This window comes from Sphingomonas sp. SDUR79, assembly GCF_056821745.1.
The window spans coordinates 1,672,587-1,697,043 of record NZ_JBPDIN010000001.1 but is presented as its reverse complement, the minus strand read 5'-3'; the positions used below and the strand labels follow the sequence as shown (position 1 = coordinate 1,697,043).

28 protein-coding genes are annotated in these 24,457 nt (G+C 67.1%); 22 read left to right on the top strand and 6 right to left on the bottom strand.

Annotation, left to right across the window (positions count from 1 at the left end):
- Nucleotides 1-181 precede the first annotated feature (181 nt).
- The 8 genes from ACRYLO_RS08225 (at nt 182) to ACRYLO_RS08190 (ending at nt 8,649) form a co-directional block, all read left to right on the top strand.
- A complete protein-coding gene (locus ACRYLO_RS08225) occupies nt 182-2,491 on the top strand; it encodes a chemotaxis protein CheA (protein WP_482659715.1) in 2,310 nt (769 codons plus the stop codon).
- On the top strand, nt 2,488-2,922 hold the full coding sequence (locus tag ACRYLO_RS08220; RefSeq protein WP_294017336.1) for a chemotaxis protein CheW: 435 nt from the start codon (nt 2,488-2,490) through the stop codon (nt 2,920-2,922). Before ACRYLO_RS08225 ends, ACRYLO_RS08220 begins: the two co-directional genes overlap by 4 nt.
- A gap of 73 nt (nt 2,923-2,995) precedes the next feature.
- Entirely contained in the window at nt 2,996-3,361 is a 366-nt protein-coding gene (locus ACRYLO_RS08215) for a response regulator (RefSeq protein ID WP_066655511.1), read from the top strand.
- Nucleotides 3,362-3,374: 13 nt separating this feature from the next.
- Nucleotides 3,375-4,433 (top strand): chemotaxis protein CheB, encoded by a 1,059-nt coding sequence (locus ACRYLO_RS08210; protein WP_482659714.1) that lies wholly within the window; start codon nt 3,375-3,377, stop codon nt 4,431-4,433.
- Nucleotides 4,433-5,293 carry a CheR family methyltransferase gene (locus ACRYLO_RS08205; RefSeq protein WP_482659713.1) on the top strand — a complete coding sequence of 287 codons (861 nt, stop codon included), beginning with the start codon at nt 4,433-4,435 and terminating at the stop codon, nt 5,291-5,293. Before ACRYLO_RS08210 ends, ACRYLO_RS08205 begins: the two co-directional genes overlap by 1 nt.
- Before the next feature lie 55 nt (nt 5,294-5,348).
- A complete protein-coding gene (locus tag ACRYLO_RS08200; RefSeq protein ID WP_482659712.1) occupies nt 5,349-6,056 on the top strand; it encodes an N-acetylmuramoyl-L-alanine amidase in 708 nt (235 codons plus the stop codon).
- The gene (locus ACRYLO_RS08195; RefSeq protein ID WP_482659711.1) at nt 6,056-7,456 is read left to right on the top strand and encodes an NAD(P)H-hydrate dehydratase; all 1,401 of its coding nucleotides are present in this window, start codon (nt 6,056-6,058) and stop codon (nt 7,454-7,456) included. Before ACRYLO_RS08200 ends, ACRYLO_RS08195 begins: the two co-directional genes overlap by 1 nt.
- Nucleotides 7,453-8,649 carry a class I SAM-dependent RNA methyltransferase gene (locus tag ACRYLO_RS08190; RefSeq protein WP_482659710.1) on the top strand — a complete coding sequence of 399 codons (1,197 nt, stop codon included), beginning with the start codon at nt 7,453-7,455 and terminating at the stop codon, nt 8,647-8,649. Before ACRYLO_RS08195 ends, ACRYLO_RS08190 begins: the two co-directional genes overlap by 4 nt.
- On the opposite strand, the gene truA is transcribed toward ACRYLO_RS08190, so the two are convergent.
- Both truA and fmt read right to left on the bottom strand, forming a co-directional pair.
- A complete protein-coding gene (gene truA / locus ACRYLO_RS08185; RefSeq protein WP_482659709.1) occupies nt 8,639-9,385 on the bottom strand; it encodes a tRNA pseudouridine(38-40) synthase TruA in 747 nt (248 codons plus the stop codon). The genes ACRYLO_RS08190 and truA overlap by 11 nt on opposite strands.
- A complete protein-coding gene (gene fmt / locus ACRYLO_RS08180) occupies nt 9,382-10,347 on the bottom strand; it encodes a methionyl-tRNA formyltransferase (protein WP_482659708.1) in 966 nt (321 codons plus the stop codon). The genes truA and fmt overlap by 4 nt, the downstream gene beginning before the upstream one ends.
- Nucleotides 10,348-10,481: 134 nt before the next feature.
- Here fmt and recR point away from each other — a divergent pair, with 134 nt between their 5' ends.
- Nucleotides 10,482-11,078, top strand: coding sequence for a recombination mediator RecR (gene recR, locus ACRYLO_RS08175; RefSeq protein WP_482659707.1), 597 nt, complete (start codon nt 10,482-10,484; stop codon nt 11,076-11,078).
- 43 nt (nt 11,079-11,121) lie between these two features.
- On the top strand, nt 11,122-11,649 hold the full coding sequence (def, locus tag ACRYLO_RS08170) for a peptide deformylase (protein WP_482659706.1): 528 nt from the start codon (nt 11,122-11,124) through the stop codon (nt 11,647-11,649).
- 260 nt (nt 11,650-11,909) lie between these two features.
- Here the strand turns inward: def and ACRYLO_RS08165 are convergent, their stop codons facing one another.
- Nucleotides 11,910-12,893, bottom strand: coding sequence for an NAD(P)H-dependent flavin oxidoreductase (locus ACRYLO_RS08165; RefSeq protein WP_482659705.1), 984 nt, complete (start codon nt 12,891-12,893; stop codon nt 11,910-11,912).
- A 188-nt stretch (nt 12,894-13,081) separates the two neighbouring features.
- Nucleotides 13,082-13,606: a gamma carbonic anhydrase family protein gene (locus tag ACRYLO_RS08160; protein ID WP_482659704.1), complete on the bottom strand. Its 525-nt coding sequence runs from the start codon at nt 13,604-13,606 to the stop codon at nt 13,082-13,084.
- A 122-nt stretch (nt 13,607-13,728) separates the two neighbouring features.
- Between ACRYLO_RS08160 and ACRYLO_RS08155 the strand changes: the two genes are divergently transcribed.
- Nucleotides 13,729-14,001 (top strand): GlsB/YeaQ/YmgE family stress response membrane protein, encoded by a 273-nt coding sequence (locus ACRYLO_RS08155; RefSeq protein ID WP_482659703.1) that lies wholly within the window; start codon nt 13,729-13,731, stop codon nt 13,999-14,001.
- A 62-nt stretch (nt 14,002-14,063) separates the two neighbouring features.
- On the opposite strand, the gene ACRYLO_RS08150 is transcribed toward ACRYLO_RS08155, so the two are convergent.
- Nucleotides 14,064-14,270: a hypothetical protein gene (locus tag ACRYLO_RS08150; protein ID WP_482659702.1), complete on the bottom strand. Its 207-nt coding sequence runs from the start codon at nt 14,268-14,270 to the stop codon at nt 14,064-14,066.
- A 224-nt stretch (nt 14,271-14,494) separates the two neighbouring features.
- Between ACRYLO_RS08150 and ACRYLO_RS08145 the strand changes: the two genes are divergently transcribed.
- The 4 genes from ACRYLO_RS08145 to ACRYLO_RS08130 are packed head-to-tail and all read left to right on the top strand — an operon-like array spanning nt 14,495 to nt 17,101.
- On the top strand, nt 14,495-15,208 hold the full coding sequence (locus ACRYLO_RS08145) for a CoA transferase subunit A (RefSeq protein WP_482659701.1): 714 nt from the start codon (nt 14,495-14,497) through the stop codon (nt 15,206-15,208).
- On the top strand, nt 15,205-16,143 hold the full coding sequence (locus ACRYLO_RS08140; protein ID WP_482659700.1) for an HAD family acid phosphatase: 939 nt from the start codon (nt 15,205-15,207) through the stop codon (nt 16,141-16,143). Before ACRYLO_RS08145 ends, ACRYLO_RS08140 begins: the two co-directional genes overlap by 4 nt.
- A complete protein-coding gene (locus ACRYLO_RS08135) occupies nt 16,140-16,451 on the top strand; it encodes a DUF5076 domain-containing protein (RefSeq protein ID WP_482659699.1) in 312 nt (103 codons plus the stop codon). Before ACRYLO_RS08140 ends, ACRYLO_RS08135 begins: the two co-directional genes overlap by 4 nt.
- A complete protein-coding gene (locus ACRYLO_RS08130) occupies nt 16,451-17,101 on the top strand; it encodes a CoA transferase subunit B (RefSeq protein WP_482659698.1) in 651 nt (216 codons plus the stop codon). Before ACRYLO_RS08135 ends, ACRYLO_RS08130 begins: the two co-directional genes overlap by 1 nt.
- Nucleotides 17,102-17,254: 153 nt before the next feature.
- On the opposite strand, the gene ACRYLO_RS08125 is transcribed toward ACRYLO_RS08130, so the two are convergent.
- Nucleotides 17,255-17,794, bottom strand: coding sequence for a hypothetical protein (locus ACRYLO_RS08125; protein ID WP_482659697.1), 540 nt, complete (start codon nt 17,792-17,794; stop codon nt 17,255-17,257).
- Between the two features lie 91 nt (nt 17,795-17,885).
- On the opposite strand from ACRYLO_RS08125, the gene ACRYLO_RS08120 reads away from it, so the two are divergent.
- From ACRYLO_RS08120 to ACRYLO_RS08090, 7 genes are all read left to right on the top strand, one after another.
- Entirely contained in the window at nt 17,886-19,001 is a 1,116-nt protein-coding gene (locus ACRYLO_RS08120; protein ID WP_482659696.1) for a winged helix-turn-helix domain-containing protein, read from the top strand.
- Between the two features lie 76 nt (nt 19,002-19,077).
- A complete protein-coding gene (locus ACRYLO_RS08115; RefSeq protein WP_482661701.1) occupies nt 19,078-20,565 on the top strand; it encodes a SulP family inorganic anion transporter in 1,488 nt (495 codons plus the stop codon).
- Nucleotides 20,566-20,614: 49 nt separating this feature from the next.
- Nucleotides 20,615-21,064 carry a hypothetical protein gene (locus tag ACRYLO_RS08110; RefSeq protein ID WP_482659695.1) on the top strand — a complete coding sequence of 150 codons (450 nt, stop codon included), beginning with the start codon at nt 20,615-20,617 and terminating at the stop codon, nt 21,062-21,064.
- Between the two features lie 75 nt (nt 21,065-21,139).
- Nucleotides 21,140-22,588 carry a 3-isopropylmalate dehydratase large subunit gene (leuC, locus tag ACRYLO_RS08105; protein ID WP_482659694.1) on the top strand — a complete coding sequence of 483 codons (1,449 nt, stop codon included), beginning with the start codon at nt 21,140-21,142 and terminating at the stop codon, nt 22,586-22,588.
- A 3-nt stretch (nt 22,589-22,591) separates the two neighbouring features.
- On the top strand, nt 22,592-22,720 hold the full coding sequence (locus ACRYLO_RS08100) for a hypothetical protein (RefSeq protein WP_482659693.1): 129 nt from the start codon (nt 22,592-22,594) through the stop codon (nt 22,718-22,720).
- 100 nt (nt 22,721-22,820) lie between these two features.
- Nucleotides 22,821-23,450, top strand: a complete 630-nt coding sequence (leuD, locus tag ACRYLO_RS08095; RefSeq protein WP_482659692.1) for a 3-isopropylmalate dehydratase small subunit — start codon at nt 22,821-22,823, stop codon at nt 23,448-23,450.
- Complete coding sequence (locus tag ACRYLO_RS08090) at nt 23,413-24,414, top strand: NADPH:quinone oxidoreductase family protein (protein ID WP_482659691.1); 1,002 nt, start codon at nt 23,413-23,415, stop codon at nt 24,412-24,414. Before leuD ends, ACRYLO_RS08090 begins: the two co-directional genes overlap by 38 nt.
- Nucleotides 24,415-24,457: the final 43 nt, after the last annotated feature.

The window sequence follows — 24,457 nt, the reverse complement described above, 5'->3', positions numbered from 1 at the left end:
TTTGCGGAGTGGGGACTCCGTGCAAATACGGGAGTAACGCGGAAATGCGGCTCGGCGACCGCGTTGGTTGCATCCGTTACTTGGCGCGTCCGGCCCGAGGATATTCGGTCTGCACGGGTTGCGTCCTAACCGCCTGTTAACCGTGCCGGTGCCATGACCGCAGGGACGTGTGGGGGCGGCTGTGGACGATCTGCTACAAGAATTCATTGCCGAGACGCGCGAAACGCTGGAGGCGCTGTCGGGCGAGATCGTCGCCTGGGAGGCGTCGCCGCAGGACCGCGAGCGGCTCGATGCCATTTTCCGCTTCGTCCATACGGTAAAAGGCAGCTGCGGCTTTCTCGATCTGCCACGGCTGGCGCGGCTCAGCCATGCGGCTGAGGATGTGCTGGCCGATGTGCGGGCGGGCGAACGTGTGCCGGACCGTGGACTGGTCAATGCCGTGCTGGGCGTGGTCGACCGGATCGGCGAGATCGTCGAGGCGATCGACGCGGGTGCCGCGCTGGACGATACCGAAGAGGATTTGTTGATCGCCGCGCTGGCGGGCGGGACCGCCGAGGTGGCGCAGCCGACGGCTCCGGTGCCGCAGCGCGCGCAGAGCCGCAGCGTGCGACTCAATGTCGACCTGCTCGATCGCATGATGAGCGGCATGTCCGACATGGTGCTCGCGCGCAACGAACTGTCGCGCCGGCTGCGCAGCGCCGAAGTCGATCCGCAGGTTGAGGCCGCGCTCGAGCGCATGTCGGCCACCGTTGCCGACCTGCGCGACACGGTGACGCGCACGCGGATGCAGAAGATCGATGCGCTGTTTTCCGCATTGCCGCGCATGGTGCGCGATACGGCGGCGGGTCTGGGCAAATCGGTGCTGCTGCATGTCGAGGGCGCCGAGGTCGAGCTCGACCGCGAGATGATCGAGGTGCTGCGCGATCCGCTGGTCCATATCATCCGCAATTCCATCGACCATGGCATCGAGCATCCGGCCGAGCGCCGCGCGGCGGGCAAGCGCGAAAATGGCCGCCTGACCGTCTCCGCGCGCCAATCGGGCAACCAGATCGTGGTCGAAGTGACCGACGACGGACGCGGGATCGATGTCGAGCGGGTGATCCGCAAGCTGGCGGACAATGGCCGCGACGAGCGCGAACTGCGCTCGCTGGGCGAGCGTGCCAGGCTGGCGCTGATCTTCGAACCTGGCCTGTCGACCAAGGACGTGGTTACCGAGATTTCCGGGCGCGGCGTCGGCATGGACGTGGTGCGCGCGGCGATCGAGCAGATTGGCGGGCGGGTCGAGCTGCACAATGATCCGGGCAACGGCCTGCGCATCCTGATCCATGTACCGCTGACCCTGTCGATCATTCCGACGATTGTGGTCGGGGCAGGCGGCCAGTCCTTCGCGATCCCCCGTCAGGCGATCGAGGAGATCGTGAGCGAGCGGAGCGACGCGATCCGCGTCGATCGCATCGGCAGCGCCTGGGTGGTCACGTTGCGCGACCGGCGGCTGCCGATGATCGTGCTCGCCGACCAGCTGGGGCTGAAGCCGGTCCCGACCGGCACGCATCCGATGGTTGCGGTGGTGAGCATGGGCGAGGGCAGCTATGCGCTGCGCGTCGACGATGTGCTCGACAATGAGGAATTGGTGATCAAGCCCGCCGCGCCCGCGATCATGGCGACGGGGATTTATGCCGGGCAGACCTTGCCCGATAGCGGCTGCCCGATGCTGCTGCTCGATTGCGCGGGGCTCGCGCGCGACGCCGGGCTGCACTTTGAACGGGTCCGCGAGGTCGAGGTCGAGGAGGAGAATGCGGCGCTCGACGACGGCGCACTGGCGTTGGTGTTCGCCGACCTGGACGGCGCGCGACGGGCCGTACCGCTGGAGGTTGTCGACCGGATCGAGAAGGTCGGCGCGGGTGCGATCCATCGTAGCGCGGGCCGCCTCCGCCTGACCATGGATGACCGGATCGTGCCAGTCGCGGCGGTCGATGGCGCCGACCTCAAACGCACCGGGTCGATCCTGCGCCTGCGCGACGGGATCAGCGAGATTGCCTATGCCATCGCCGAACCGACCGATATCGTGCCGATGCCGGCGGAGATTGCGCCGGCGATGACGCCGGGTCCCGTGGCGGGCGTGGCGTTGATCGATGGCGAGCCGGTCGAGCTGCTCGATCCGATGTGGCTGTTTGGCGAACATGGTGAGGCCGATGCCGATGGCGCGATCGCGCCGCTCTGCCTGTTGGGCGGTGGTGACACCGGGTGGCTTGGTACCTTCGTCCAGCCGTTGCTGGAGGGCGCGGGCTATCGCGTCGTCAGCACATTGCCGCCGGGTGAGACGGCCCAAGTCGTGCTCACGCTGGACGCAGAGCCGGAAATTGGCGCAGCGGCACCGGTCGTGCGGCTGCGCAGCCGCAAGCGGGGCGGGAACGACGGAACCATCTATCGCTATGATCGCGCGGCGCTGCTCGGCGCCATTGCCGCAGCGGCGCAGGGAGGCATGCGATGAGCGAAGACCTGTTCCTGATCGCGCAGATCGCCGGGCAGTCGGTCGCGATCGACGCCAATCAGGTCGAATCGGTGGTCGATATCGGCAATATCGTCGCGGTTCCGCGGGCGCAGGGCCATGTCCGCGGGCTTGCGGCGCTGCGCAGCCGGGTGGTGACGGTCATCGACACCCGCGCGGCGCTGGGGCTGGAGCCAGGTGAGGGCGCCGGCGGTCGCGCGGTGATCACGCCGGTCGACGGCCATCATTATGCGATGCTGGTCGATGCGCTCGACGATGTCGCGCCGTTCGTGTCGCAGCCGCTTGCCGCCGGGGTTCCGCTGTCGGGCATGTGGGCTCAGGCCGGCCGCGGGCTGATCGAGCGTGACGGCGAACCGATCCTGACCATCGATCTGGCGGCGCTGGTCCCCGGACTGGTTGCGCCGACCACATGATCCGCAATTAACGACCTACTTACGTATTTCTTCCATATTGGCATCAGTTCCGCAGAACCGGGAAGTGTCTCGTATGAAAACCTGCCTCGTCGTCGATGACTCCAAGGTGATCCGAAAGGTCGCCCGGCACATCCTCGAGACGCTCAATTTTGAAGTACGCGAAGCCGGCGACGGACGTGAGGCGCTCGAGGCGTGCCTTGAGGCATCGCCCGATGTGGTGTTGCTTGACTGGAACATGCCCGTGATGAGCGGGATGGATTTCCTGCGCGCGCTCAAGGACAGCGGCATCGCCAGCAAGCCCAAGGTCGTGTTCTGCACCACCGAAAACGGCATGGCCTATATCCGCGCAGCGATCGAGGCGGGTGCCGACGAATATGTGATGAAGCCGTTCGACCGCGAAACGCTGGAGAGCAAGCTCCAGATCGTCGGCGTCGCTTAAGGAACACGTCCCAATGTCTGGCAGCTCCCTGGCGGCCGGCATCCAGCCGGATCCGCGCGACGATGTCGTTCGTATCCTGATCGTCGACGATTCCGCCGTCGCCCGCGCGGTGCTGGCCCGAATGATCGAGGGGATGCGCGGCTTTGCCGTGGTCGGGGCGGTCAGCAACGTGCCGGGCGCGCTCACCTTTCTGGCGTCGAATCGCGCCGATGTGATCCTGCTCGATCTGGAGATGCCGGGCGTGCACGGTCTGACCGGCCTGCCCGACCTGCTGGTCGCGGGGCAGGGGGCGAAGATCCTCGTCGTCTCCTCTGCCGCCGAACGCGGTGCCGCCGCCGCTGTGCAGGCGCTGGCGCTGGGTGCCGCCGACACGCTGGTCAAGCCGGGCGTGGGCAGCTTTGCCGGCAAGTTCGCCGAAACGCTGGAAGAGCGGCTGACGCGCCTCACCGATCGCGCGGGCGAACTGGTCGGGCCGAGCCGTCTGCCACACGTCGTGCCGCAGGAGTTCGATATCGTCGCAGTCGGGGCCTCGACCGGCGGCATCCACGCGCTGAGCCAGATGCTGCGCGCGATCCCGCCGAGCTTCGAGGTCCCGATTCTGGTGACGCAGCATCTGCCCGCGTCGTTCATGAGCTATTTCGCGGCGCAGCTCGCGGTGCTCGCCGGTCGCCCGTGCGAGGTGGCCGAGGATCATATGCGCGTGCGCCCCGGTCGGATGCTGGTCGCGCCCGGCCATGCCCATATTCGCTGCGTCCGCACCAGCGACGGGGTTGCGATCCGCCTGACCGATGAGCGCGCCGTCAGCGGGTGCATGCCGTCGGTCGATCCGATGCTGGAATCGGTCGCCGAAGTTTATGGCAAGCGCGGCCTGGGCGTCATGCTCTCGGGCATGGGACGCGACGGATCGATCGGCGCGCGCCACCTGATCGATGTCGGCGGCGCAATCCTGGCCCAGGATCGCGCCAGCTCGGTCGTGTGGGGCATGCCCGGCGCGGTCGCAGCGAGCGCCAGCGCGGTGCTGCCCCCCGACGAGATCGGCCGCATGGTCGCCAGCCAGCGTCGGCCGCGCTGATGAGCGCGGCCCAGCCCTTTGCTTCGTCCGGCGCGATCAACATCATCGGCGCACTTCTCGAACAGCGCACCGGCCAACAGATCGCCGCCAACCGTGCATGGCGGATCGAGACCGCGCTGAAGACCGTGCTGCGCGCGCATGGCCTCGACAGTGTCGATCAGCTGATCGCGCAGCTGACCACCACCCCCTCCGGGCCGCTTGCCGATGCGGTGGTCGATGCGCTGCTCAACAACGAAACCTCATTCTTTCGTGACACCGGTGTTCTGGAACTGGTGGTCGAGGCGGCGGCCGCGATGGCGACCGAACAGCCGGGGCGCCGGATGCGCATCTGGTCGGCGGGCTGTTCGACCGGGCAGGAGCCCTATTCGCTCGCGATGCTGTTCGAGGAAGCCTATGTCACGCGCGGCCTGTCCTTTCCCGAAATCGTCGCGACCGACGTATCGGCGGCGACGGTCGATCGCGCCCGTGCGGGGCGCTTCTCGCAGTTCGAAATTCAGCGCGGCCTGCCGATCCGGCGGATGATGACCTGGTTCAATCAGGACGGGACCGAATGGGTCGTCCGCCCCGAACTCGCCCGCCGCATCCAGTTCCGTCGTCACAACCTGGCGCAGGACGCCGCGCCGCCCGGCAAGTTCGACCTGATCCTGTGTCGCAACGTTCTGTTCTACTTCCCGCCAGCGATGCGCAGCCGCGCCTACCAGACGCTGCGCAGTGCGATCCGGGACGGCGGGGCGCTGTTGCTGGGTGCGGGAGAAACGGTGATCGGCCAGACCGATGCGTTCGCGCCATGCGGCCGAATACGCGGCCTGTATCGCGCCGATAGCGCACGGTGCGTCCCGCGAGCGACCGCGTTCGGCTGACACCGGGTTTCAACCGGCTTGCGTTTCGGCGCGCATCGCCGCATCCCTGCGAGCCATGCAGGACCGGGCCGAGCTCAACATCATCGACACGCCGTCACCCAATTTCGGCGAGCGGCTGTTACCGATCAGCATGATCGTGCTGCACTATACCGGGATGCGCAGCGCGGAGGAGGCGATCGAGCGGCTGCGCGACCCCGAGTTCGGCGTCTCCAGCCATTATCTGGTGGCCGAGGACGGACAGGTCGTGCGGATGGTGCCGGAGGACAAGCGCGCCTGGCACGCGGGCGGATCGCACTGGCGCGGCGTGACCGATGTCAATTCGGCGTCGGTGGGGATCGAAATCGTCAATCCCGGCCATGAATATGGCTATCGCCCTTATCCCGACGAACAGATCGATGCGGTGATCCGCCTGGTTGCCGACATCAAGGACCGTTACGGCATCACGCGCGGCAATGTCGTCGGCCATTCGGACATCGCGCCCGCACGCAAGCAGGACCCGGGCGAGCTGTTCCCGTGGGGCAAGCTGGCGCGGCTGCGGCTGGCGCTGCCCCGTCCGACCAAGAATCTGATGGACCCGGGCTGGACCGATGGTGGGTTTCTGCTCGCGCTCGAGCGATTCGGTTATGACGTTCGCGATCCGCTGGCGGCGACGGTGGCGTTTCAGCGGCGTTTCCGGCCCGAACTGATCGACGGCACGATCGACGCCGAATGCCGGATGCTGTTGCTCGCGCTGCTGCTGCCCAAACCGCAAGGCGACGACTGATGTTCCGCAACGTGCCCGAAGGGGCGCCGGTGCTGACCGCCGCAGCGATGCGCGCGGCGGAGGAGCGGGCGATCGCCGCCGGATCGAGCGTCGCGGAACTGATGGAGCGCGCCGGGACGGGTGTCGCCGAATGGGTCCACCGGCTGGCGGCGGGCAACGAGGTGCTGATCCTGTGCGGGCCGGGCAATAATGGCGGCGACGGCTATGTCGCGGCGCGTGTTCTGGCCAGCCGGGGCGTGCCGGTGCGAGTGGCGGCGTTGGGGGAGCCGAAGACCGAGGCGGCGGCTGCGGCGCGGGCAGCGTGGGGCGGGGCGGTTGAGGCTCTGTCCGATGCGACCGAGGCTGCGCCGGTGCTGGTCGATGCGCTGTTCGGAACGGGGCTGACCCGCGCGCTCGATCCGGCGCTGGCGGACATCGTCAACGCACTGGTGGTGCAGGCGGTGCTGTCGATCGCCGTGGACCTGCCGAGCGGGGCCGAAACCGATGGTGGCGGGAGCTTCGGGGCGGCGCTTCCTGCGTTCGACGTGACGCTGGCGCTAGGCGCGCTCAAGCCCGCGCATCTGTTGCAGCCCGTCGCACAGCAGTGCGGGGCGGTGCGGCGCGTCGAGATCGGGCTTGGCGAAAGCGAGACGCAGGTGCGCACGCTGGTGAGACCGCGACTCGCAATGCCCGAGCCGCATGCCCACAAATATTCGCGCGGCATGGTCGCGGTGGTGTCCGGCCCGATGCACGGAGCGTCGGAGCTTGCCGCACGTGCAGCTTATCGCGCCGGGGCGGGCTATGTGCTGTTGTTGACCGGTGGCTTGCCGAACCCGCCGCACGCCATCGTCCGCCAGCGCTGGAGTGCCGAAGCTCTGAGCGACCAGCGCATCGGCGCGGTGGTGATCGGTCCCGGTCTGGGGCGCGACGAGCGTGCGCGGGAGAAGCTGGATGCCGCGCTGGCGAGCGACCGGCCGCTGGTGATCGATGGCGATGCATTGCACCTGCTTGACCTCGCCACGCTGAAGGATCGCGCTGCGCCGGTGGTGCTGACCCCGCATGCAGGCGAGTTCGACGCGCTGTTCGGCGCTGGGCAGGGCAGCAAGATCGAGCGCGCGCAGGATGCTGCTGCGCGCTCGGGCGCGGTGGTGGTGTTTAAGGGTGCGGACACGGTGATTGCGCGACCCGATGGCTGGGCGAACATCGCGCCGACGGGCAACCCGTGGCTGTCGGCCGCCGGTACTGGCGACGTTCTCGCGGGGGCTATCGCCGCGATGCTGGCGCAGGAAAGCTGGGACCCGCTTCGCGCCGCGAGCAACGGCGTGTGGCTGCACGGGCAGGCCGCGCGGCTGCTCGACCGATCCTTCCTCGCCGACGAACTGGCGGACGCCTTGCCACAGGCCTATGAGCGTGCGCGATGAGTGAAGACGAAACAATCGTGCGGGTTGCCGCACGCGGGGATGGGGTTACTGCGGACGGGCGCCATGCCGCGCTGGCAGCGCCAGGGGACCGGCTGCGCGCCGATGGCTCGGTCGCGCGCGGGCCGCGCCATGTCGAGCCGCCGTGCCGCCACTTCCCCGAATGCGGCGGGTGCCAGCTCCAGCATCTCGACGATGCTGCCTATGCCGAATTCCTCACCGGGCGGATTGCCGGCGCGCTGGCGCAGCACGGCCTGACCGCCGAGATTCGCGCGCCGATCCTCTCGCCGCCGCGCACCCGCCGCCGCGCGACGCTGCATGCCGAGCGACGCGGGCGGCAGGTGCATCTGGGCTTTACCGAACAGGCGAGCCATCGGCTGATCGACGTGCAGCAGTGCGAAGTGCTCGACCCCTGGCTGTTTTCACTGCTTCAGCCGCTGCGCGGGCTGCTCGCGTCGCATCTGCCGCCGAGCCGTCGCGTCAATGTCCACCTCGCGCTGACTGATCAGGGGCCGGACGTGCTGGTCGACGGGCTGGTGACCGACAGCCTCAAGGCCGTGGAGGCGGTGACCGCGTTCGCGATGCGCCATGCGCTCGGACGGCTCAGCGTCGATGACGGAATGGGGCCTGAGGCGCGCTGGGAGCCCGATCCGGTGACGGTGACGTTCGGCGGCGTCGCGGTGCCGTTCCCGGCCGCGAGCTTCCTGCAGGCAACGCCCGAGGGCGAGGCGGCTTTGGTCGCGGCGGTGCGTGAGGCAGTGGGCGGTGCAAAGACCATCGCCGACCTGTTCGCGGGGCTCGGCACCTTCACCTTCGCGATGGACGCCAAGGCCAAAGTGTATGCCGGCGAAGGCGCGCGCGACGCGATCCTGTCGCTCAAGGCGGCGGCCGGGCGGGGGCTGCGTCAGGTGTTCGCCGAGCATCGCGACCTGTTCCGCCGCCCGCTGACCGCGAAGGAGCTCGACCTGTTCGACGCCGTGATCCTCGATCCGCCGCGCGCGGGGGCGAAGGAGCAGGCGGTCGAGCTGGCGGCGAGCAAGGCGCCGGTGATCGCCTATGTCTCGTGCAACCCCGCGACTTTTGCACGCGATGCCGAGGCTTTGGTCAAGGGCGGCTATCGCCTCGATTGGGTGCAGCCGGTGGGGCAGTTCCGCTGGTCGACGCACGCCGAACTAGCGGCGAAGTTCAGCCGCTAGGGTAGTCGGCGCGCACGAAATACAGCCCGTCTGACGGTGCGTTGAGGCCCAGCCGCGCCCGGTCCTTGGCCTCCAGCGCGGCGCGCAGATCGTCGGCGCTCCATTGCCCGCGCCCGACCATCGACAGGCACCCGACCATCGACCGCACCTGATGATGCAGGAAGGAGCGCGCCGAGGCGTGGATCGCGATCTCGTCGCCCTCGCGCACCACATCCAGCCGGTCGAGCGACTTGAGCGGGCTGGCCGACTGGCAATGGACCGATCGGAAGGTGGTGAAGTCGTGCGTGCCGACCAGGATCTGCGCGGCATCGTGCATCGCATCGGCGTCGAGCTCGGCGGGGACGCGCCATTTCAGCCCCGCATCGAAGGTCAGCGGCGCTCGGCGGTTGGCGATGCGATAGACATAATGGCGCGCGATGCAGGAAAAACGCGCGTGCCAGTCGTCGGGCACGACCTCGCACGCCAGGATCGCAACCGGCACCTTGCGGAGGTGTGCATTGAGCGCCTCCATCAGCCGGAACGGGGCGATGTCCTTCTCGATCTCGGTATGCGCGCGCATGCCGAGCGCATGGACCCCGGCATCGGTGCGCCCGGCGGCATGGACCAGCGAATCCTCCCCGGTAATGCCGTGCAGCGCATCCTCGATCGCGCCCTGCACGCTGGGACCGTGATCCTGATACTGCCAGCCCATGAAGGGGCGGCCGTCATATTCGATGGTCAGCGCAAAGCGGGTCACAGCTGGGTGCCCGGCGGGATCGGGAAGCCGTTGAGCAGTTCGCGGGTGGTGACGACGCTGCGGCCCGCGCGCTGAACGAGGGTGGGGCGGATGGCGCCGCTGGCGCAGGCGATCCAAAAGCCCTCTCCCCCTTGGGGAGAGGGTTGGGAGAGGGGCAGTGCTGCTGGGTCGAGGATCATGCCCCTCTCCCCAACTCTCTCCCCGCAAGCGGAGAGAGGGAGAAGGTCGGCGGCAAGGACTCTGATCCGCTCGCCGGCAAACTCGAACCACGCACCCGGCGGGTTGAACGCGCGGATCTGCCGCTCGACCGCCTCGGTGGGCTGGGCGAAGTCGAGTCGCGACTCCGCCTTGTCGATCTTTGCCGCATAGGTCACGCCGTCCTCCGGCTGCGCCACCGCCGGATGCCCGTCAAAGTCGGCGAGCACCTGCACCATCAGCCGCGCGCCCAGCTCCGCCAGCTCGGCGGTCAGCTCGCCGGCAGTCTTGCCGTCGATCGGGGTACGCCCCTCCAGCCGCACCGGGCCGGTGTCGAGCCCCGCCTCCATCTGCATGATCCCGACGCCTGTCTCCGCATCGCCCGCCAGGATCGCGCGCTGCACCGGCGCCGCGCCGCGCCAGCGGGGCAACAGCGAGCCATGGACGTTGAGGCAGCCGAGGCGCGGGGCCTCCAGCACGCTGACCGGCAGGATCAGGCCATAGGCCGCGACCACCGCGACATCGGCGTTGAGCGCGGCAAAGGCGGCGACGGCGTCGGGGTCTTTCCTGAACGACAGCGGCGTGCGGACTTCGATCCCCAGTTCCGCCGCGCGGGCATGGACGGGGGAGGGGGTCAGCGCCTTGCCGCGCCGCCCGCCGGGACGCGGCGGCTGGCTATACGCCGCGATGACATCATGGCCCGCTTCGACCAGCGCATTGAGGGTCGGCACCGCGAATTCGGGGGTGCCCATGAAGATGATCCGCATGGGGCGGCTCTAGTCGCCACGCGGCCACCCCCGCAACCCGTTTGCCCTGAGCTTGTCGAAGGGCCATCTCCCGAACCACCGACGGCAGGAACAGTGCTTCGACAAGCTCAGCACGAACGGATAGAGGGAATTGCATGGCATCGCCCGAGATCGAAACCCTCACCCAAGCCCTGTCGCGGCTGCCCGGCCTTGGCCCGCGATCGGCGCGGCGGGCGGTGTTGCATCTGCTCAAGAAGCGCGAGACGGCGCTCGACCCGCTGCTGCGCGCGCTGGAGGCGGTGAGTGAGCGGCTCGCGACCTGCTCGACCTGCGGCAATGTCGATACGACCGATCCGTGCGCGGTGTGCGCCGACCCGCGTCGCGACACGCGGCAGCTGTGCGTGGTCGAGGAAGTGGCGGACCTGTGGGCGCTGGAACGCTCGCGCCTGTTCCCCGGTAAATTCCATGTGCTCGGCGGCAAGCTCTCGGCGCTCGACGGGGTGCGGCCCGAGGATCTGGCGATCGACAGCCTGGTCAACCGCATCGCGGCGGGTGGGGTCGATGAGGTCGTGCTGGCGATGAACGCCACGCTGGAGGGCCAGACCACCGCCCACTACATCGCCGAGCGGCTGGAGGGCTATCCAGTGCGGCTGACCCAGCTGGCGCACGGCCTGCCGGTGGGCGGCGAGCTGGATTATCTGGATGAGGGCACATTGGCGCAGGCGCTGCGCGCGCGGCGGCCGGTCGCTTGAACCAAATCTTGCGACCGCACGGCTAAATCACTAAATTGGCGCGATGGCTATTCTCCCTATCGTCGAAGTTCCCGATCCGCGTCTCAAGACCGTCTCCACCCCCGTCGAGAAGGTCGATGATGACCTGCGCGCGCTGATCGCCGACATGTTCGACACGATGTACGACGCGCCCGGCATCGGCCTCGCCGCGATTCAGGTCGGCGTGCCCAAGCGCGTCATCGTCATGGATTTGCAGGAGGAAGAGGACGAGGAAGGCAAGCCGATCAAAGCGCCACGCGTCTTTATCAACCCCGAAATCCTCGATCCCGCCGAGGAAATGAACACCTATACGGAGGGCTGCCTGTCGGTCCCCGACCAGTTCGCCGATGTCGATCGCCCCGCCACGTGCCGGGTGAAGTGGTTGGACGAGCATGGCAACCCGCATGACGAGCAGTTCATCGGCCTGCTCGCGACCTGCATCCAGCATGAGATGGACCATCTCGAGGGGATCGTGTTCCTCGACCACCTCTCGCGGCTCAAGCGCCAGATGTTGATGAAGAAGCTGGAAAAGGCGCGCCGTATGGCGGCTTGAGGTTTATCCGATATCTTCATTTTCGTCGTCCCGGGCTTGACCCGGGACTGGGCTCCTTCTTCCTAGTTCGCGCGAAACAAGGCAGCCCGGCCCCGGGTCAAGCCCGGGGCGACGAGGGGGAACGGCATCCTCTAAATAATCGTCACCCCGGCCTTGTGCCGGGGTTCACTCATCATCCCATCCAAAGCTCGAGCCTCTTGCTTCGCGCTTGCCGCCCGGTGGACCCCGGCACACGGCCGGGGTGACGAGGTTTGGTTAGGTCAGGCGCTCCACCCGCCGTTGGACAGCCCCGCAACCCGCGCCTTCGCCGCGCGATACTCCGCGTCGAGCCGATCCACAAACTCGGCGACCGGCTGAACTGCGCGCACCGCACCGATGCCCTGGCCCGAACCCCAGATATCGCGCCACGCCTTCGCCTTCGAATTACCGCCCGATCCGAAATTCATCTTGCTCGGATCGCTCTCGGGCAGATTGTCGGGGTCCAGCCCCGCCGCCTCGATCGACTGGCGCAGATAGTTGCCGTGCACGCCGGTGAACAGATTTGTATAGACAATATCGGACGCGCCGCCGGCGACGATGCCCTGCTTGTAATCCGCCTCGGCATTCGCCTCCGCCGTCGCGATGAACGGCGATCCGATATAGGCAAGGTCCGCACCCATCGCTTGCGCGGCGAGAATGGCGTTGCCGTTGGCGATCGATCCGGACAGCGCGATCGGGCCGTCGAACCACGCGCGCGTTTCCTGTACGAAGGCGAACGGGCTGAGCTGCCCGGCATGGCCGCCCGCGCCGGTGCAGACGAGGATCAGGCCGTCCGCGCCCTTTTCGATCGCCTTGTGCGCGAAGCGATCGTTGATCACGTCGTGCAGCGCGATGCCGCCCCAGCTTTGCACCGCCTGATTGAGCTGCTCCTGCGCGCCCAATGAGGTGATGACGATCGGCACCTGCCATTTTCCGCAGGTGACCAGATCCGCCTCGAGCCGGTCGTTGGAGCGGTGGACGATCTGGTTGACGGCGTAGGGCGCGGCGGGGCGATCCGGGTTGTCGCGGTTCCACGCGGCCAGTTCCTCGGTGATCTGGTGCAGCCATTCGTCGAGCTGGCTCTGCGGCCGCGCGTTGAGCGCGGGGAACGAGCCGACGATGCCCGCCTTGCACTGGGCAATGACCAGTTCGGGACCGGAGACAATGAAGAGCGGGGACCCGATGACGGGCAGCCGCAGGCGATCGAAGAGAGCGGGCAGGGCCATACCCGTTTCATAGACGAACCGAATTGCCTGTCCAGATGCTTTACGTAAACGGCAAGGGTGGGCGTACCGGGAATTCTAAACGCGCGATCAATTTTCCGTCGCCCCGGACCTGATCCGGGGCTGGGCTGCCTTGTTCAAGCGCAAAGAAGAAGCCCTGTCCCGGGTCAAGCCCGGGACGACGAGGGGGCTCAATCCACCCGTCGCAATCCCGCACGAAACCGCCGCTGTCGCTCGGCATAATTCTGCGCCGAATACAGCAACCCGGCGCGAGTCGTCGCGTCAACCTCACGGATCGCGCGGGCAGGGCTGCCGACGATCAGGCTGCCGGGTGGAAACTCTTTGCCCTCGGTCACCAGCGCGCCGGCGCCGATCAGGCAATCGTCACCGATCACCGCGCGGTTGAGGATGATTGCGCCCATGCCCACCAGCACGCGGTTGCCGATCGTGCAGCCGTGCAGGATCGCGTGATGCCCGATCGTGCAATCCTCCCCGATCGTCAGCGGCGCGCCCGGGTCGGAATGGAGCATTGCCCCCTCCTGCACATTGCTGCGCGCGCCAAGCAGGATCGGCGTATTGTCCGCGCGGATCACGGCGCCGAACCACACGCTTGCGCCCGCTGCCACCCGCGCATCGCCGATGACGTCCGCGCTCGGCGCGACCCAGGCATCGGGATCGATGTCCGGGCACAGGTCTTCGAAAGCATAGATGGGCATGCGGCTCTCCCGGTCGCCAGGCGAATCGGCGTCAGTAAAATCGGACGGGGGCGGAACGTCCGGCGTTTTCAACCGTAGTGCATGTAACTCGGCCGTGCCGGGACGGATATGGGAGACATCGGATGATCAACTTAATTGTACTGCTGATCGTGGGCGGTGTGCTTGGCTGGCTGGCCAGCATCGTGATGCGTACTGACGCCCAACAGGGCATTTTTCTCAATATCGTGGTCGGGATCGTGGGCGCGCTGCTCGCGGGCTTCCTCATCACGCCGATGATCGGTGGCGCGTCGATTACCGACGGCGCGTTCAGCCCGATCTCGCTGCTGATCTCGTTCCTGGGCGCAGTCGTGCTGCTCGGGATCGTGAACCTCGTTCGTCGCGGCTCGGTCCGCTAACGGACACTTCATTCTACCCTTCCCAAGCCCTTACGGGGTGGCCATCCGGCCGCCCCGTATTTTTATGCGGGAAAGGTGGGAAGGCCCGGCACGGGAACCCCGAACAGAAGCGCGATCCCCACTGCACCGCACAAGGCGGCCAGCGTCGAGGACATCGAAAATAGACCCCAGCCGACGGCGGTTACCATCGCCGGATTGGGCCGCGCGGCGCGGCGATTCTGCTCGGCCGAAATAAGAACGAAGCCCGTCAAAAGGCCGTAGATGAACACCGAAAATTCAAGCATGTGATTCTGATCCCGCCCCCGGAAACCGATCGCATGCTATCGGGCATTGGTTAACGCTTCAACGGCGCCGACCACGTATTTGCCGCAGCGCAGCGTTCATTCGTCGCAACGCAACGGAACAAAGTTGAAAGTTGGTTCAGGTTCGCTTGACCGCGCCGACCCCCCGCGACTATCGCCCGGCTGACAGGGGCTAGGAGAGACTCGCGGCGATGAACAAGCTGTACCCGACTGCCGAAGCGGCGCTTGAGGGCCTGCTGCATGACGGCATGACGATTTGCGCGGGCGGCTTCGGCCTGTGCGGCATCCCCGAGCGGCTGATCGACGCGATCCGCGACAGCGGCGTCACCGGCCTGACCATTGCCAGCAACAATGCCGGTATCGACGGCGAAGGGCTGGGCAAGCTGCTGCGCACGCGCCAGGTCGCCAAGATGATCTCGTCTTATGTCGGTGAGAACAAGGAATTCGAACGGCAATATCTGGCGGGCGAGCTCGAAGTCGAATTCTGCCCCCAGGGCACGCTGGCCGAGCGCTGCCGCGCGGGCGGCGCGGGCATTCCCGGCTTTTACACCAAGACCGGCGTCGGCACGAAGGTGGCCGAGGGCAAGGAGGTCAAGGTGTTCGACGGCCAGGAATATATCCTGGAACGCGGCATCCGCGCCGACCTCGCCATCATCAAGGGGTGGAAAGCGGACGAGGCGGGGAACCTGATCTTCCGCAAGACCGCGCGCAACTTCAATCAGCCGATGGCCACCGCCGCCAACATCTGCGTGGCCGAGGTCGAGGAAGTGGTGCCGGTCGGCAGCCTCGACCCCGATGCGATCCATCTGCCGGGCATCTATGTGAAGCGGATGATTATCGGCGCGCCCTACGACAAGAAGATCGAGTTCCGCACGGTCCGTCAGCGGACCAGCGAGGCGGCGTGAGCCGGCTGCGCGCCCTGCTGACGCTCGGCGCAGCGGGGCTGCTGTGCGGCGGATGCGTCGCGGCGGCGATCCCGATCGTCGCGGGCGGATCGATCGCGGGGAAGCGGTTGCTGGACGGCGACAAGCCGGAGGCTGAGCCCGTTGCTACCGCGACGCCGGCCCCCGTCGCGGCCACGCCCGGCGATGCAACCGCGACTTTGGCAACGCCCGAAGCACGCGCGCTGGCGCTGCGGCTTCAGGCATCGGCGGCTGCGTCTTCGCCCGCTGCGCCGGCCTCGGCGGAATCCGCTGCAGCGTCGCTTCAGGCCTATCAGTCGCTCTGGGCCTATGTCGAACGCCAGGTCGCAGTGCGCAAGGCGGGGGAGGCGGTGCGTTCGGTCGTGCTGGCCGAAGGCGCGACGCTCGACGCGCCGCGCTATGTGCCGTGCGAGGCAAAACCGTTCGCGATCCTGTTCGACCTGGATGAAAGCGCGGCTGGCAGTGACCCCGATGCGCGCTTCCGCCGCTGGATCGGCGATGGCAGCGATCAGGTGAGCGCGGTGCCGGGTGCGGTCGAAGGGATCGACGCGCTGCGCCGCGAAGGCGTGCAGGCGATCTTCACCAGCGCGCGGCGACCCTCCGGCAACAACGCGGCGGCGGCGATGCTCGCCAAGCTCGGCTTTGGTGAGTTCGTGCCGGGCAAGACGCTGATCCTGCGCGGTGGGGAGTCGCCGATTTCGGGCGATCAGGTGCGCCGCACCGTCGCCTCCAGCTATTGCGTCGTCGCGATCGTCGGCGATGCGCTGGGCGATTTCAGCGACAGCTTCGACGCGGGGGACGCCGCGCGCAGCCGTGCCGCCGCGACCGAGACGATGGTCGCCCCGCTCTGGGGCGCGGGCTGGTTCCTGCTGCCCAACCCGGTGCGCAGCACCGCGACGACGGGGGAATCGCCATGACCGACCATCCCAACGCCCTCGACGTTTCGCAGGGAGGGGTGCTGACCGACCAATCGCATGAGATCATGCGCGTTTGGGTCACGAATGGAGCCGGTAGCAGCGTGTGGATCGATGCCAGGCTGCTGGAGGATCCTCACGTCTTCGGCTATCTCATGTCCGACACGATACGGCACGCCGCGCGCGCCTATGCCACCACGTGGGGCAAGGATGAGCGAGAGATGCTGGAGCAGATTGTCGCTGGCCTCAGCGAAGAGCTTCGCCATCAAGAAGGCGAGATCACTACAACCCAAGAGGGGAGCCTCGATTAATGCCCTGGACCCGCGACGAAATGGCCGCGCGCGCCGCAAAGGAATTGCAGGACGGTTTCTACGTCAATCTCGGTATCGGCATCCCGACCCTGGTCGCCAACCACATCCCCGAGGGGGTCGAGGTGACGCTGCAGTCGGAGAACGGCATGCTCGGCATCGGCCCGTTCCCGTTCGAGGGTGAGGAAGACCCCGACCTGATCAATGCCGGCAAGCAGACGATCAGCGAGCTGCCCCAGTCGGTCTATTTCAGCAGCGCGGACAGCTTTGCGATGATCCGCGGCGGGCATATCGACCTGACCGTGCTCGGCGCGATGGAGATCAGCCAGACCGGCGATATCGCCAACTGGATGATCCCGGGCAAGATGATCAAGGGCATGGGCGGCGCGATGGACCTGGTCGCCGGGGTCAAGAAGATCATCGTGGTGATGGAGCATAATGCCAAGGACGGCAGCCCCAAGTTCATCCCCGAATGCACGCTGCCGCTGACTGGCAAGAATGTCGTCGATATGATCATCACCGATCTCGCGGTGTTCCAGCGCGTCGACCACGACTCGCCCTTCCGCCTGATCGAACTGGCTCCCGGCGTGACCGAGGACGAGGTCGCGGCAAAGACCACGGCTGAGTATGAGGTTGCACTGGCGGCTGTGTGATGCGCTAGGATAATCCTCCCCCGCCAGGGGGAGGTGGCGCCGAAGGCGACGGAGGGGGAGGACGGCTGTGTCCTGTCGCCTCTTGCTGAGACCCTTCCTCCCCCTCCGTCACGCTGCGCGTGCCACCTCCCCCTGGCGGGGGAGGATTGAGCGTCACCGCCGCCCCGCCTGTCGGAACAGCGCCGCCGCGACCAGCCACAACGTGCCGAAAAACACGGTCACTCCGATCGGAAACCCCGCACCGGCCACCCAGATGTAGAGCATCACCGCGATCTGGACGATCGCAGCGAGGATCGTGGCGACGGCCATGCCGCCCGCGCGGAACCCGGCCAGCACCGATCCCGCAATGGCGGCGAGCGGGGCGAGGAAGAACAGCGTGTTGATGGGGTTATTCTCATTCCCCACGATCCCGACCGCCAGGTTGATCCAGATCGTCAGGAAGCACGCGGCCAGGACGATCCCCATGCCTGCGCGATAGGACCATGCCGGGTTGGCGCGCACGGTCAGTTCGACCGCCATGCCGACACTGGCCAGCATCAGGAACGCGAACAGGAAATCGCCGCTGCTCCAGTTGACCTCATCAGTAAACTGCATCGCCACCGCCGGGAGGAGCAGGAGACCCGCGATCCCGCCCCATCCGATCAAGCGCCATGGATTGCGCCACACGCCACCACTCTTCGCTTGTTCAACCACTTGCTTGCCTCCATGAATTGCCGATACCCGTCCCTGGCCCGGCCCGTGGGTGAGCGGCATGAGCAATATCTGAGGCTTCGCTGAAATCGCCATGGCTGACATGAACCGGGACCCGGCCATCTATCGTTTCGCGAGCTTCGAGCTCGACACCGCCGAGCGCCAGCTGCGCCGCGACGGCGCTGAAGTGCCGCTCAACGCCCGCTATCTCGACGCACTGATCCTGCTGGTGCGTGAGCGCGGACAATTGGTGACCAAGGACCGGTTCATGGACGCGGTGTGGCGCGGCATTCCGGTGACAGACGAGGCGCTGACCCAATGTATCCGCACGCTGCGCCGCACGCTGGGCGATGAGGCAGGCGATCCCCGCTTCATCGCGACGGTGCCCAAGTTCGGCTATCGCTTCGTCGGCGCGGTCGAGGGGGAGGGGGCCGCGCCGTCGCTTCCGCCGGCATTGCCCGTGCCACCTGCGCCGCAGCCACTGCCTGCGCAGTCGTTGATATGGCGGATGGGAACGACCGGCGCGGCGGGGGCGGTTGCGGCGGGAGTCATCGGCGGGCTGACCTATGGCGTGCTCGGTGCGACGCTGGCGGTGTCGGCGCAGAGCGGGGCGCTGTCATTCGTGCTGGTGCTCGCGTGTATCACCATCGCGGTCGCTGCGATCGGCGGCGGAGCGGTCGCGTTCGGCGTCGCAGCGACCGTGCAGCGCCGTGGCGCCAGCTCCCCACTGGTCATTCTAGGTGGCGCGTTTGCGGGTCTGATCGTGGGCGCAGTGGCCAAGCTGCTCGGCATCGACGCCTTCGCCTTGCTGCTTGGTCGCGCGCCCGAAGGGATCACCGGCGCGCCCGAGGGACTGGCGCTGGGCGCCGCAGTCGGACTGGCATTCTGGATCACAACCCGCCGCGCGGGCAGCACAAAACGCCATGCAGGGATCGCCGGAATGGCGCTTGGTGCTGCGGCGGGCCTGATCATCGCGTTGCTCGGCGGGCGGCTGCTCGCCGGGAGCATCGACGTACTCACCCAGACGATGGAGGGCGCACGGCTCGACCTCGGCCGGATCGGCGCGCTGCTCGGCGAAACCGGCTTCGGCCTGCGCAGCCGGATCGTCACGAGCGTGGCGGAGGGCGCATTGTTCGGCGGGTTCACGGCGGCGGGGCTGTGGCGGGGGATGGGTGCCGCACCGGTTGATCAGCCGGAGCGCCAGGACTAGGGACGGGCCCATCGCTGCATAGCAGCACGTTCCGACCCAGCAGCACCGAGGAGGCCGCGCGATGGCCGATGTCCATATGTCCTTCGCCTCGAATGTTCGCCGCGACTGGCTGACCAATCCGGGGCGCGAGATCGTGTCGGGCCTCGTCGTCGCGCTGGCGCTGATTCCGGAGGCGATCGGGTTCGCGTTGATCGCCGGGGTAGACCCCAGCGTCGGCCTTTATGCCAGCTTCTCGATCGCGGTGATCATCGCGATCACTGGCGGGCGGCCGGGTATGATCTCGGCAGCGACAGCGGCGGTGGCGGTGCTCGTCGGACCGCTGGTGCGCGATCATGGCGTTGAATATCTGTTTGCCGCGACGATCCTGATGGGGGTGTTTCAGGGCATCGCCGCGCTGCTACGGCTCGACCTGCTGATGCGCTTCGTCTCGCGCTCGGTCATCACCGGCTTCGTCAACGCGCTCGCGATCCTGATCTTCATGGCGCAGCTGCCGCAGCTGACCGGCGTGGGCTGGGAAAGCTATGCGATGGTCGCGGCGGGGCTGGCGATCATCTACCTGCTCCCGCGCATCACCAGCACGGTACCGTCGCCGCTGGTCGCGATCGTGCTGCTCGCTGCGGTGACGATCGGCATGGGGATCGACGTCAACACGGTGGGCGAGATGGGCAAGCTGCCCGAGGCGCTGCCGATGTTCCATTGGCCACAAGTGCCGCTGACCTGGGAAACGCTGCGCATCATCGCGCCCTTCTCGCTGGCGATGGCCGCCGTGGGCCTGCTCGAATCGCTGCTGACCGCGCAGATCGTCGACGACATGACTGAAACCCGCTCGGACAAGCAGCGCGAGACGCTGGGGCAGGGGATCGCCAATTTCTTCACCGGCATGATCGGGGGCATGGGCGGCTGTGCGATGATCGGCCAGTCGGTGATCAATGTGAAGTCGGGCGGGCGCCGTCGCCTGTCGACCTTTGCTGCCGGCATCTTGCTGCTGATCCTGATCGTCGTGCTCGGCCCGTGGGTCGCGCAGATCCCGATGCCGGCCTTGGTCGCGGTGATGGTGTTCGTATCGGTCAGCACCTTCCGCTGGCAGTCCTTCGCCGACCTGCGCGTCCATCCGTGGCAGTCGAGCGTGGTGATGCTGGCAACCGTCATCATCGTCGTGTGGACGCATGACCTGTCGATGGGCGTGCTCGCGGGCGTGCTGCTGTCGGGCATCTTCTTTGCGGGCAAGGTGCGCCAGCTTGTCACGATCGACACCGCGCTGAGCGCCGATGGGCGAACCCGCAGCTACACGATCGGCGGACAGATCTTCTTCGCTTCGACCGACCGGATCATGGAAACAATCGAGTTCCGCGAGGAGCAGGTGGAGTCTGTGACGATCGACCTCACTGACGCGCATTTCTGGGACATTTCGGCGACCGGGGTGCTGGACAAGATCGTCCTGCGGCTGCGCGGCGAGGGCAAGCAGGTCGAGGTGATCGGCCTCAACGAAGCGAGCGCAACGCTGGTCGAACGCTATGGCGAGCATGACAAGCCATTCGCGTCGCTCGGCGTCGTCGGGCACTGACGGCGGCGCGCTGATGCGCTAAACCGAACGGAGCGGTGGGGGAGAGCCGATGGCGAGTGTCGTAAGCAATCCGGGATCGAGCTGGCTGATCGCCGCCGCCGCTTTGTCTGGAGCGGCTGCCCTGCTGCACTTCGGCTGCATCGTCGGCGGGCCGGACTGGTATCGCTTCTTCGGGGCGGGCGAGGGTATGGCGCGGGCGGCGGCACGGGGCGATTTGCGACCGACGCTGATCACGCTTGGTATCGCGACGGTGTTGGCGGTCTGGGCCGCCTATGCCGCGTCGGGGGCGGGATTGTTCCCGCGGCTGCCCTTGCTGCGGACCGCATTGGTGGCGATCACCGCGATCTACCTGTTCCGCGCGCTCGCCTTTGTGCCGCTGCACTTCTGGAGACCGCAACATAGCGACACCTTCGCGATCTGGTCGTCGGCGATCGTGCTGGTTTACGGCGTCGTCCACCTCGTCGGCATGTTGCGCGCATGGCGGCACCTCGCACCCTGAGCCAAGCCCCACTTCACCTCACAAAATGTCGCCTGCGCTTGCCCGCGCGCAACAAAGGCGTAAGGGGACCGCATCATGGCCAGCAAACCGCTTACGCTTTACGAGAAGATCTGGGCCTCGCACGTTGTCGAACGGCGTGAGGACGGCACCTGCCTCATCTATATCGACCGCCACCTCGTCCATGAGGTGACCAGCCCGCAGGCGTTCGAGGGGCTGCGCGCGGCCGGTCGCCGCGTGCGCCGCCCCGACCTGACGCTCGCGGTGCCGGACCATAACCTTCCCACTACCGCACGGGTCGATGCGGCGGGCAATCGCCTGCCGATCGCCGACCATGAGAGCGCGCAACAGCTTGCCGCGCTCGAGCGCAATGTCGCCGAATTCGGCATCGACTATTTCGGTGCGACCGCGCCGGAACAGGGCATCGTCCATGTCGTCGGCCCGGAACAGGGCTTCACCCTGCCGGGCACGACGCTCGTGTGCGGCGACAGCCATACCTCTGCCCATGGCGCGCTCGGTGCGCTCGCCTTCGGCATCGGGACGAGCGAGGTCGAGCATGTGCTGGCGACCCAGACCCTGCTGCTCAGCCAGTCCAAGACGATGGAAATCCGCGTCGACGGGACGCTCGGCTATGGCGTCAGTGCAAAGGACGTGATCCTCGCGATCATCGGCAAGACGGGGGCGGCGGGCGGCACCGGCTATGTCGTCGAATATACCGGCGATGTGATCCGCGGCTTGTCGGTCGAGGGGCGGCTGACGGTCAGCAACATGTCGATCGAGGGCGGCGCGCGCTCCGGCCTGATCGCGCCCGATGAGACGACCTATGCGTACCTCAAGGGCCGCCCGATGGCACCAAAGGGCGAGCAGTGGGGACAGGCGCTCGCATGGTGGCGCAGCCTGCCGAGCGATCCGGGCGCGGTGTACGACCGCGTGGTGACGCTGGAGGGCAGCGACATCGCCCCCTCGCTCACCTGGGGCACCAGCCCTGAGGATGTCGTGCCGATTACCGGCGTGGTGCCCGATCCCGACGGCTTCGCCGATCCGTCGAAGCGCGTCGCGGCGCAAAAGTCGCTCGACTATATGGGCCTCACTCCCGGCACGCGGATGCAGGACATCGCGGTCGAGAATATCTTCATCGGCAGCTGCACCAACAGCCGGATCGAGGATCTGCGCGCCGCTGCCGCCGTGGTCAACGGGCGCAAGGTCGCCGACGGCGTGCGTCAGGCGCTGATCGTCCCCGGCTCGGGGCTGGTCAAGCGTCAGGCCGAGGCGGAGGGGCTGGACCGCATCTTCACCAGCGCGGGTTTCGAATGGCGCGAGCCGGGCTGTTCGATGTGTCTCGCAATGAACCCCGATAAGGTGCCGCCGGGCGAGAGATGTGCTTCCACTTCCAACCGAAATTTCGTAGGACGACAGGGTCCGGGCGCCCGGACGCATCTCGTTTCGCCGGCGATGGCGGCGGCGGCGGCGGTAACCGGGCGACTGACGGACGTGCGGGACCTGATGGGGGCCCAGGCGGGGGAATGACCGGTGAAGCGCGTATTGGTGGCATTGATCACGGGCACGATCCTCAGCGGCGCTGCTGCGGTCTATTCGACGACCAACGTTACGGTTGGCGAAGCGCGGGCCAGCACACAGGCGGTCGCACCGGTGCGCTGAGCGCGCCGCACGACATCATCGCATCGATCGGGCAGGGAAACGGGCGGCGTGACGGCGCGTCCCGTAACGTCGCGTGCCCGCAACAGATCCGGAGCTGAACATGGACCCCGTCCGCAAGGTCGAAGGGCGCGCCTATCCGTGGGGCGCCAAGAATATCGACACCGACATCATCATCCCCGCCCACTGGCTCAAGACGATCAGCCGCGAAGGCCTTGGCAAGGGCGCGTTCGAAACGGTGCGCGCGCAGCCGGGCAATATCTTCGATGACCCCGCCTATGCCGGATCGCCGATCCTGATCGCGGGCGACAATTTCGGATGCGGGTCGAGCCGCGAACACGCCGCCTGGGCGCTGAAGGACATGGGCATCACCGCCGTCATCGCGCCGAGCTATTCGGACATCTTCTCGGGTAACGCGTTCAAGAACGGCATCGTCGCGGTGGTGCTGCCGCAGGAGGCGATCGACCGGCTGATCGAGGTAGCGAAGACCGATCCCGTGACCATCGACCTCGAAACGATGACCGTCACCACGCCGTTCCAGGATCGCTTCAGCTTCGAGATGGACCCGTTCCGCCGCGATTGCCTGATGCAGGGGCTGGACGAGGTCGGGCTGACACTGGCAAGAGATACCGCAATTTCGAAATATGAGTCGATGGTCGCCGACGCGCGGCCCTGGCTCAAGAGGGAGAGCGGTGATGCGGGCGTTGTTGTCGAAGGAAGTCGGCGGACCTGAAACTCTAACCATGGGTGAGCTGCCGGATCCGGTGGCGAAACCCGGTGAGGTGGTGGTCGCGGTCAAGGCCTGTGCGATCAACTTCCCCGATGTGATCATCATCGAGGACAAATATCAGTTCAAACCCCCGCGCCCGTTCGCGCCGGGCGGCGAAATCGCCGGCGTGGTGGAGTCGGTGGGGGAGGGCGTCACCGACCTCAAGCCCGGCGACCGCGTGCTCGGCTCAACCGGCTGGAACGGCCTCGCCGAAAAGGTCGTGGTCGAACGCCGCCGCCTCTACCCGCTGCCCGACAGCAAGAGTTTTGAACAGGGCGCGGCGCTGCTGATGACTTATGGCACCAGCATCCACGCGCTGCTGGATCGCGGGCATTTGAAGGCCGGTGACACGCTGCTGATCCTCGGCGCGGCGGGCGGCATCGGACTGTCGGCAATCGAGTTGGGCAAAGCATTCGGCGCGCGCGTCGTCGCTGCGGTGTCGAGCGAGGAAAAGGCTGCTGCGGCCAAGGCGGCCGGTGCAGACGAAACAATCGTCTATGGCCGCGCCCCGTTCGACAAGGATGCGTCCAAGGCGCTGGCGGAGCAGTTCAAGGCGGCGGTCGGCCCGGATGGCGCGAACGTGATCTATGACCCCGTCGGTGGCGACTATGCCGAACCCGCGCTCCGCTCGATCGCGTGGGAAGGACGCTACCTTGTCGTCGGTTTCCCGGCGGGCATTCCGAAACTGGCGCTCAACCTGACCCTGCTCAAGAGCTGCGACGTCTGCGGCGTGTTCTGGGGCGCCTTCGCCGCACGCGACCCACAGGCCAACGCCGCGCATGTCGACCACCTGTTCCGCCTGTGGGAAGAAGGGAAAATCAACCCGCACGTCAGCGAGGTGTTCGCGTTCGAGGATGGCGGCAAGGCCATCGCCAAACTCGCCGACCGCGGCGCGATCGGCAAGCTGGTGGTGCGGGTGGCGGACTAGGGGCTGAACCCGAATTGGCTCCAGACCTTAGGGTGTATCGACA

Bases quoted from the DNA above. Each gene is read 5' to 3' on its own strand.
- ACRYLO_RS08220 (WP_294017336.1), top strand. From the start codon at position 2,488: ATGAGCGAAGACCTGTTCCTGATCGCGCAGATCGCCGGGCAGTCGGTC.
- ACRYLO_RS08215 (WP_066655511.1), top strand. From the start codon at position 2,996: ATGAAAACCTGCCTCGTCGTCGATGACTCCAAGGTGATCCGAAAGGTC.
- ACRYLO_RS08210 (WP_482659714.1), top strand. From the start codon at position 3,375: ATGTCTGGCAGCTCCCTGGCGGCCGGCATCCAGCCGGATCCGCGCGAC.
- ACRYLO_RS08205 (WP_482659713.1), top strand. From the start codon at position 4,433: ATGAGCGCGGCCCAGCCCTTTGCTTCGTCCGGCGCGATCAACATCATC.
- ACRYLO_RS08200 (WP_482659712.1), top strand. From the start codon at position 5,349: ATGCAGGACCGGGCCGAGCTCAACATCATCGACACGCCGTCACCCAAT.
- ACRYLO_RS08195 (WP_482659711.1), top strand. From the start codon at position 6,056: ATGTTCCGCAACGTGCCCGAAGGGGCGCCGGTGCTGACCGCCGCAGCG.
- ACRYLO_RS08190 (WP_482659710.1), top strand. From the start codon at position 7,453: ATGAGTGAAGACGAAACAATCGTGCGGGTTGCCGCACGCGGGGATGGG.
- fmt (WP_482659708.1), bottom strand. From the start codon at position 10,347: ATGCGGATCATCTTCATGGGCACCCCCGAATTCGCGGTGCCGACCCTC.
- recR (WP_482659707.1), top strand. From the start codon at position 10,482: ATGGCATCGCCCGAGATCGAAACCCTCACCCAAGCCCTGTCGCGGCTG.
- def (WP_482659706.1), top strand. From the start codon at position 11,122: ATGGCTATTCTCCCTATCGTCGAAGTTCCCGATCCGCGTCTCAAGACC.
- ACRYLO_RS08165 (WP_482659705.1), bottom strand. From the start codon at position 12,893: ATGGCCCTGCCCGCTCTCTTCGATCGCCTGCGGCTGCCCGTCATCGGG.
- ACRYLO_RS08160 (WP_482659704.1), bottom strand. From the start codon at position 13,606: ATGCCCATCTATGCTTTCGAAGACCTGTGCCCGGACATCGATCCCGAT.
- ACRYLO_RS08155 (WP_482659703.1), top strand. From the start codon at position 13,729: ATGATCAACTTAATTGTACTGCTGATCGTGGGCGGTGTGCTTGGCTGG.
- ACRYLO_RS08145 (WP_482659701.1), top strand. From the start codon at position 14,495: ATGAACAAGCTGTACCCGACTGCCGAAGCGGCGCTTGAGGGCCTGCTG.
- ACRYLO_RS08135 (WP_482659699.1), top strand. From the start codon at position 16,140: ATGACCGACCATCCCAACGCCCTCGACGTTTCGCAGGGAGGGGTGCTG.
- ACRYLO_RS08130 (WP_482659698.1), top strand. From the start codon at position 16,451: ATGCCCTGGACCCGCGACGAAATGGCCGCGCGCGCCGCAAAGGAATTG.
- ACRYLO_RS08120 (WP_482659696.1), top strand. From the start codon at position 17,886: ATGGCTGACATGAACCGGGACCCGGCCATCTATCGTTTCGCGAGCTTC.
- ACRYLO_RS08115 (WP_482661701.1), top strand. From the start codon at position 19,078: ATGTCCTTCGCCTCGAATGTTCGCCGCGACTGGCTGACCAATCCGGGG.
- ACRYLO_RS08110 (WP_482659695.1), top strand. From the start codon at position 20,615: ATGGCGAGTGTCGTAAGCAATCCGGGATCGAGCTGGCTGATCGCCGCC.
- leuC (WP_482659694.1), top strand. From the start codon at position 21,140: ATGGCCAGCAAACCGCTTACGCTTTACGAGAAGATCTGGGCCTCGCAC.
- leuD (WP_482659692.1), top strand. From the start codon at position 22,821: ATGGACCCCGTCCGCAAGGTCGAAGGGCGCGCCTATCCGTGGGGCGCC.
- ACRYLO_RS08090 (WP_482659691.1), top strand. From the start codon at position 23,413: ATGCGGGCGTTGTTGTCGAAGGAAGTCGGCGGACCTGAAACTCTAACC.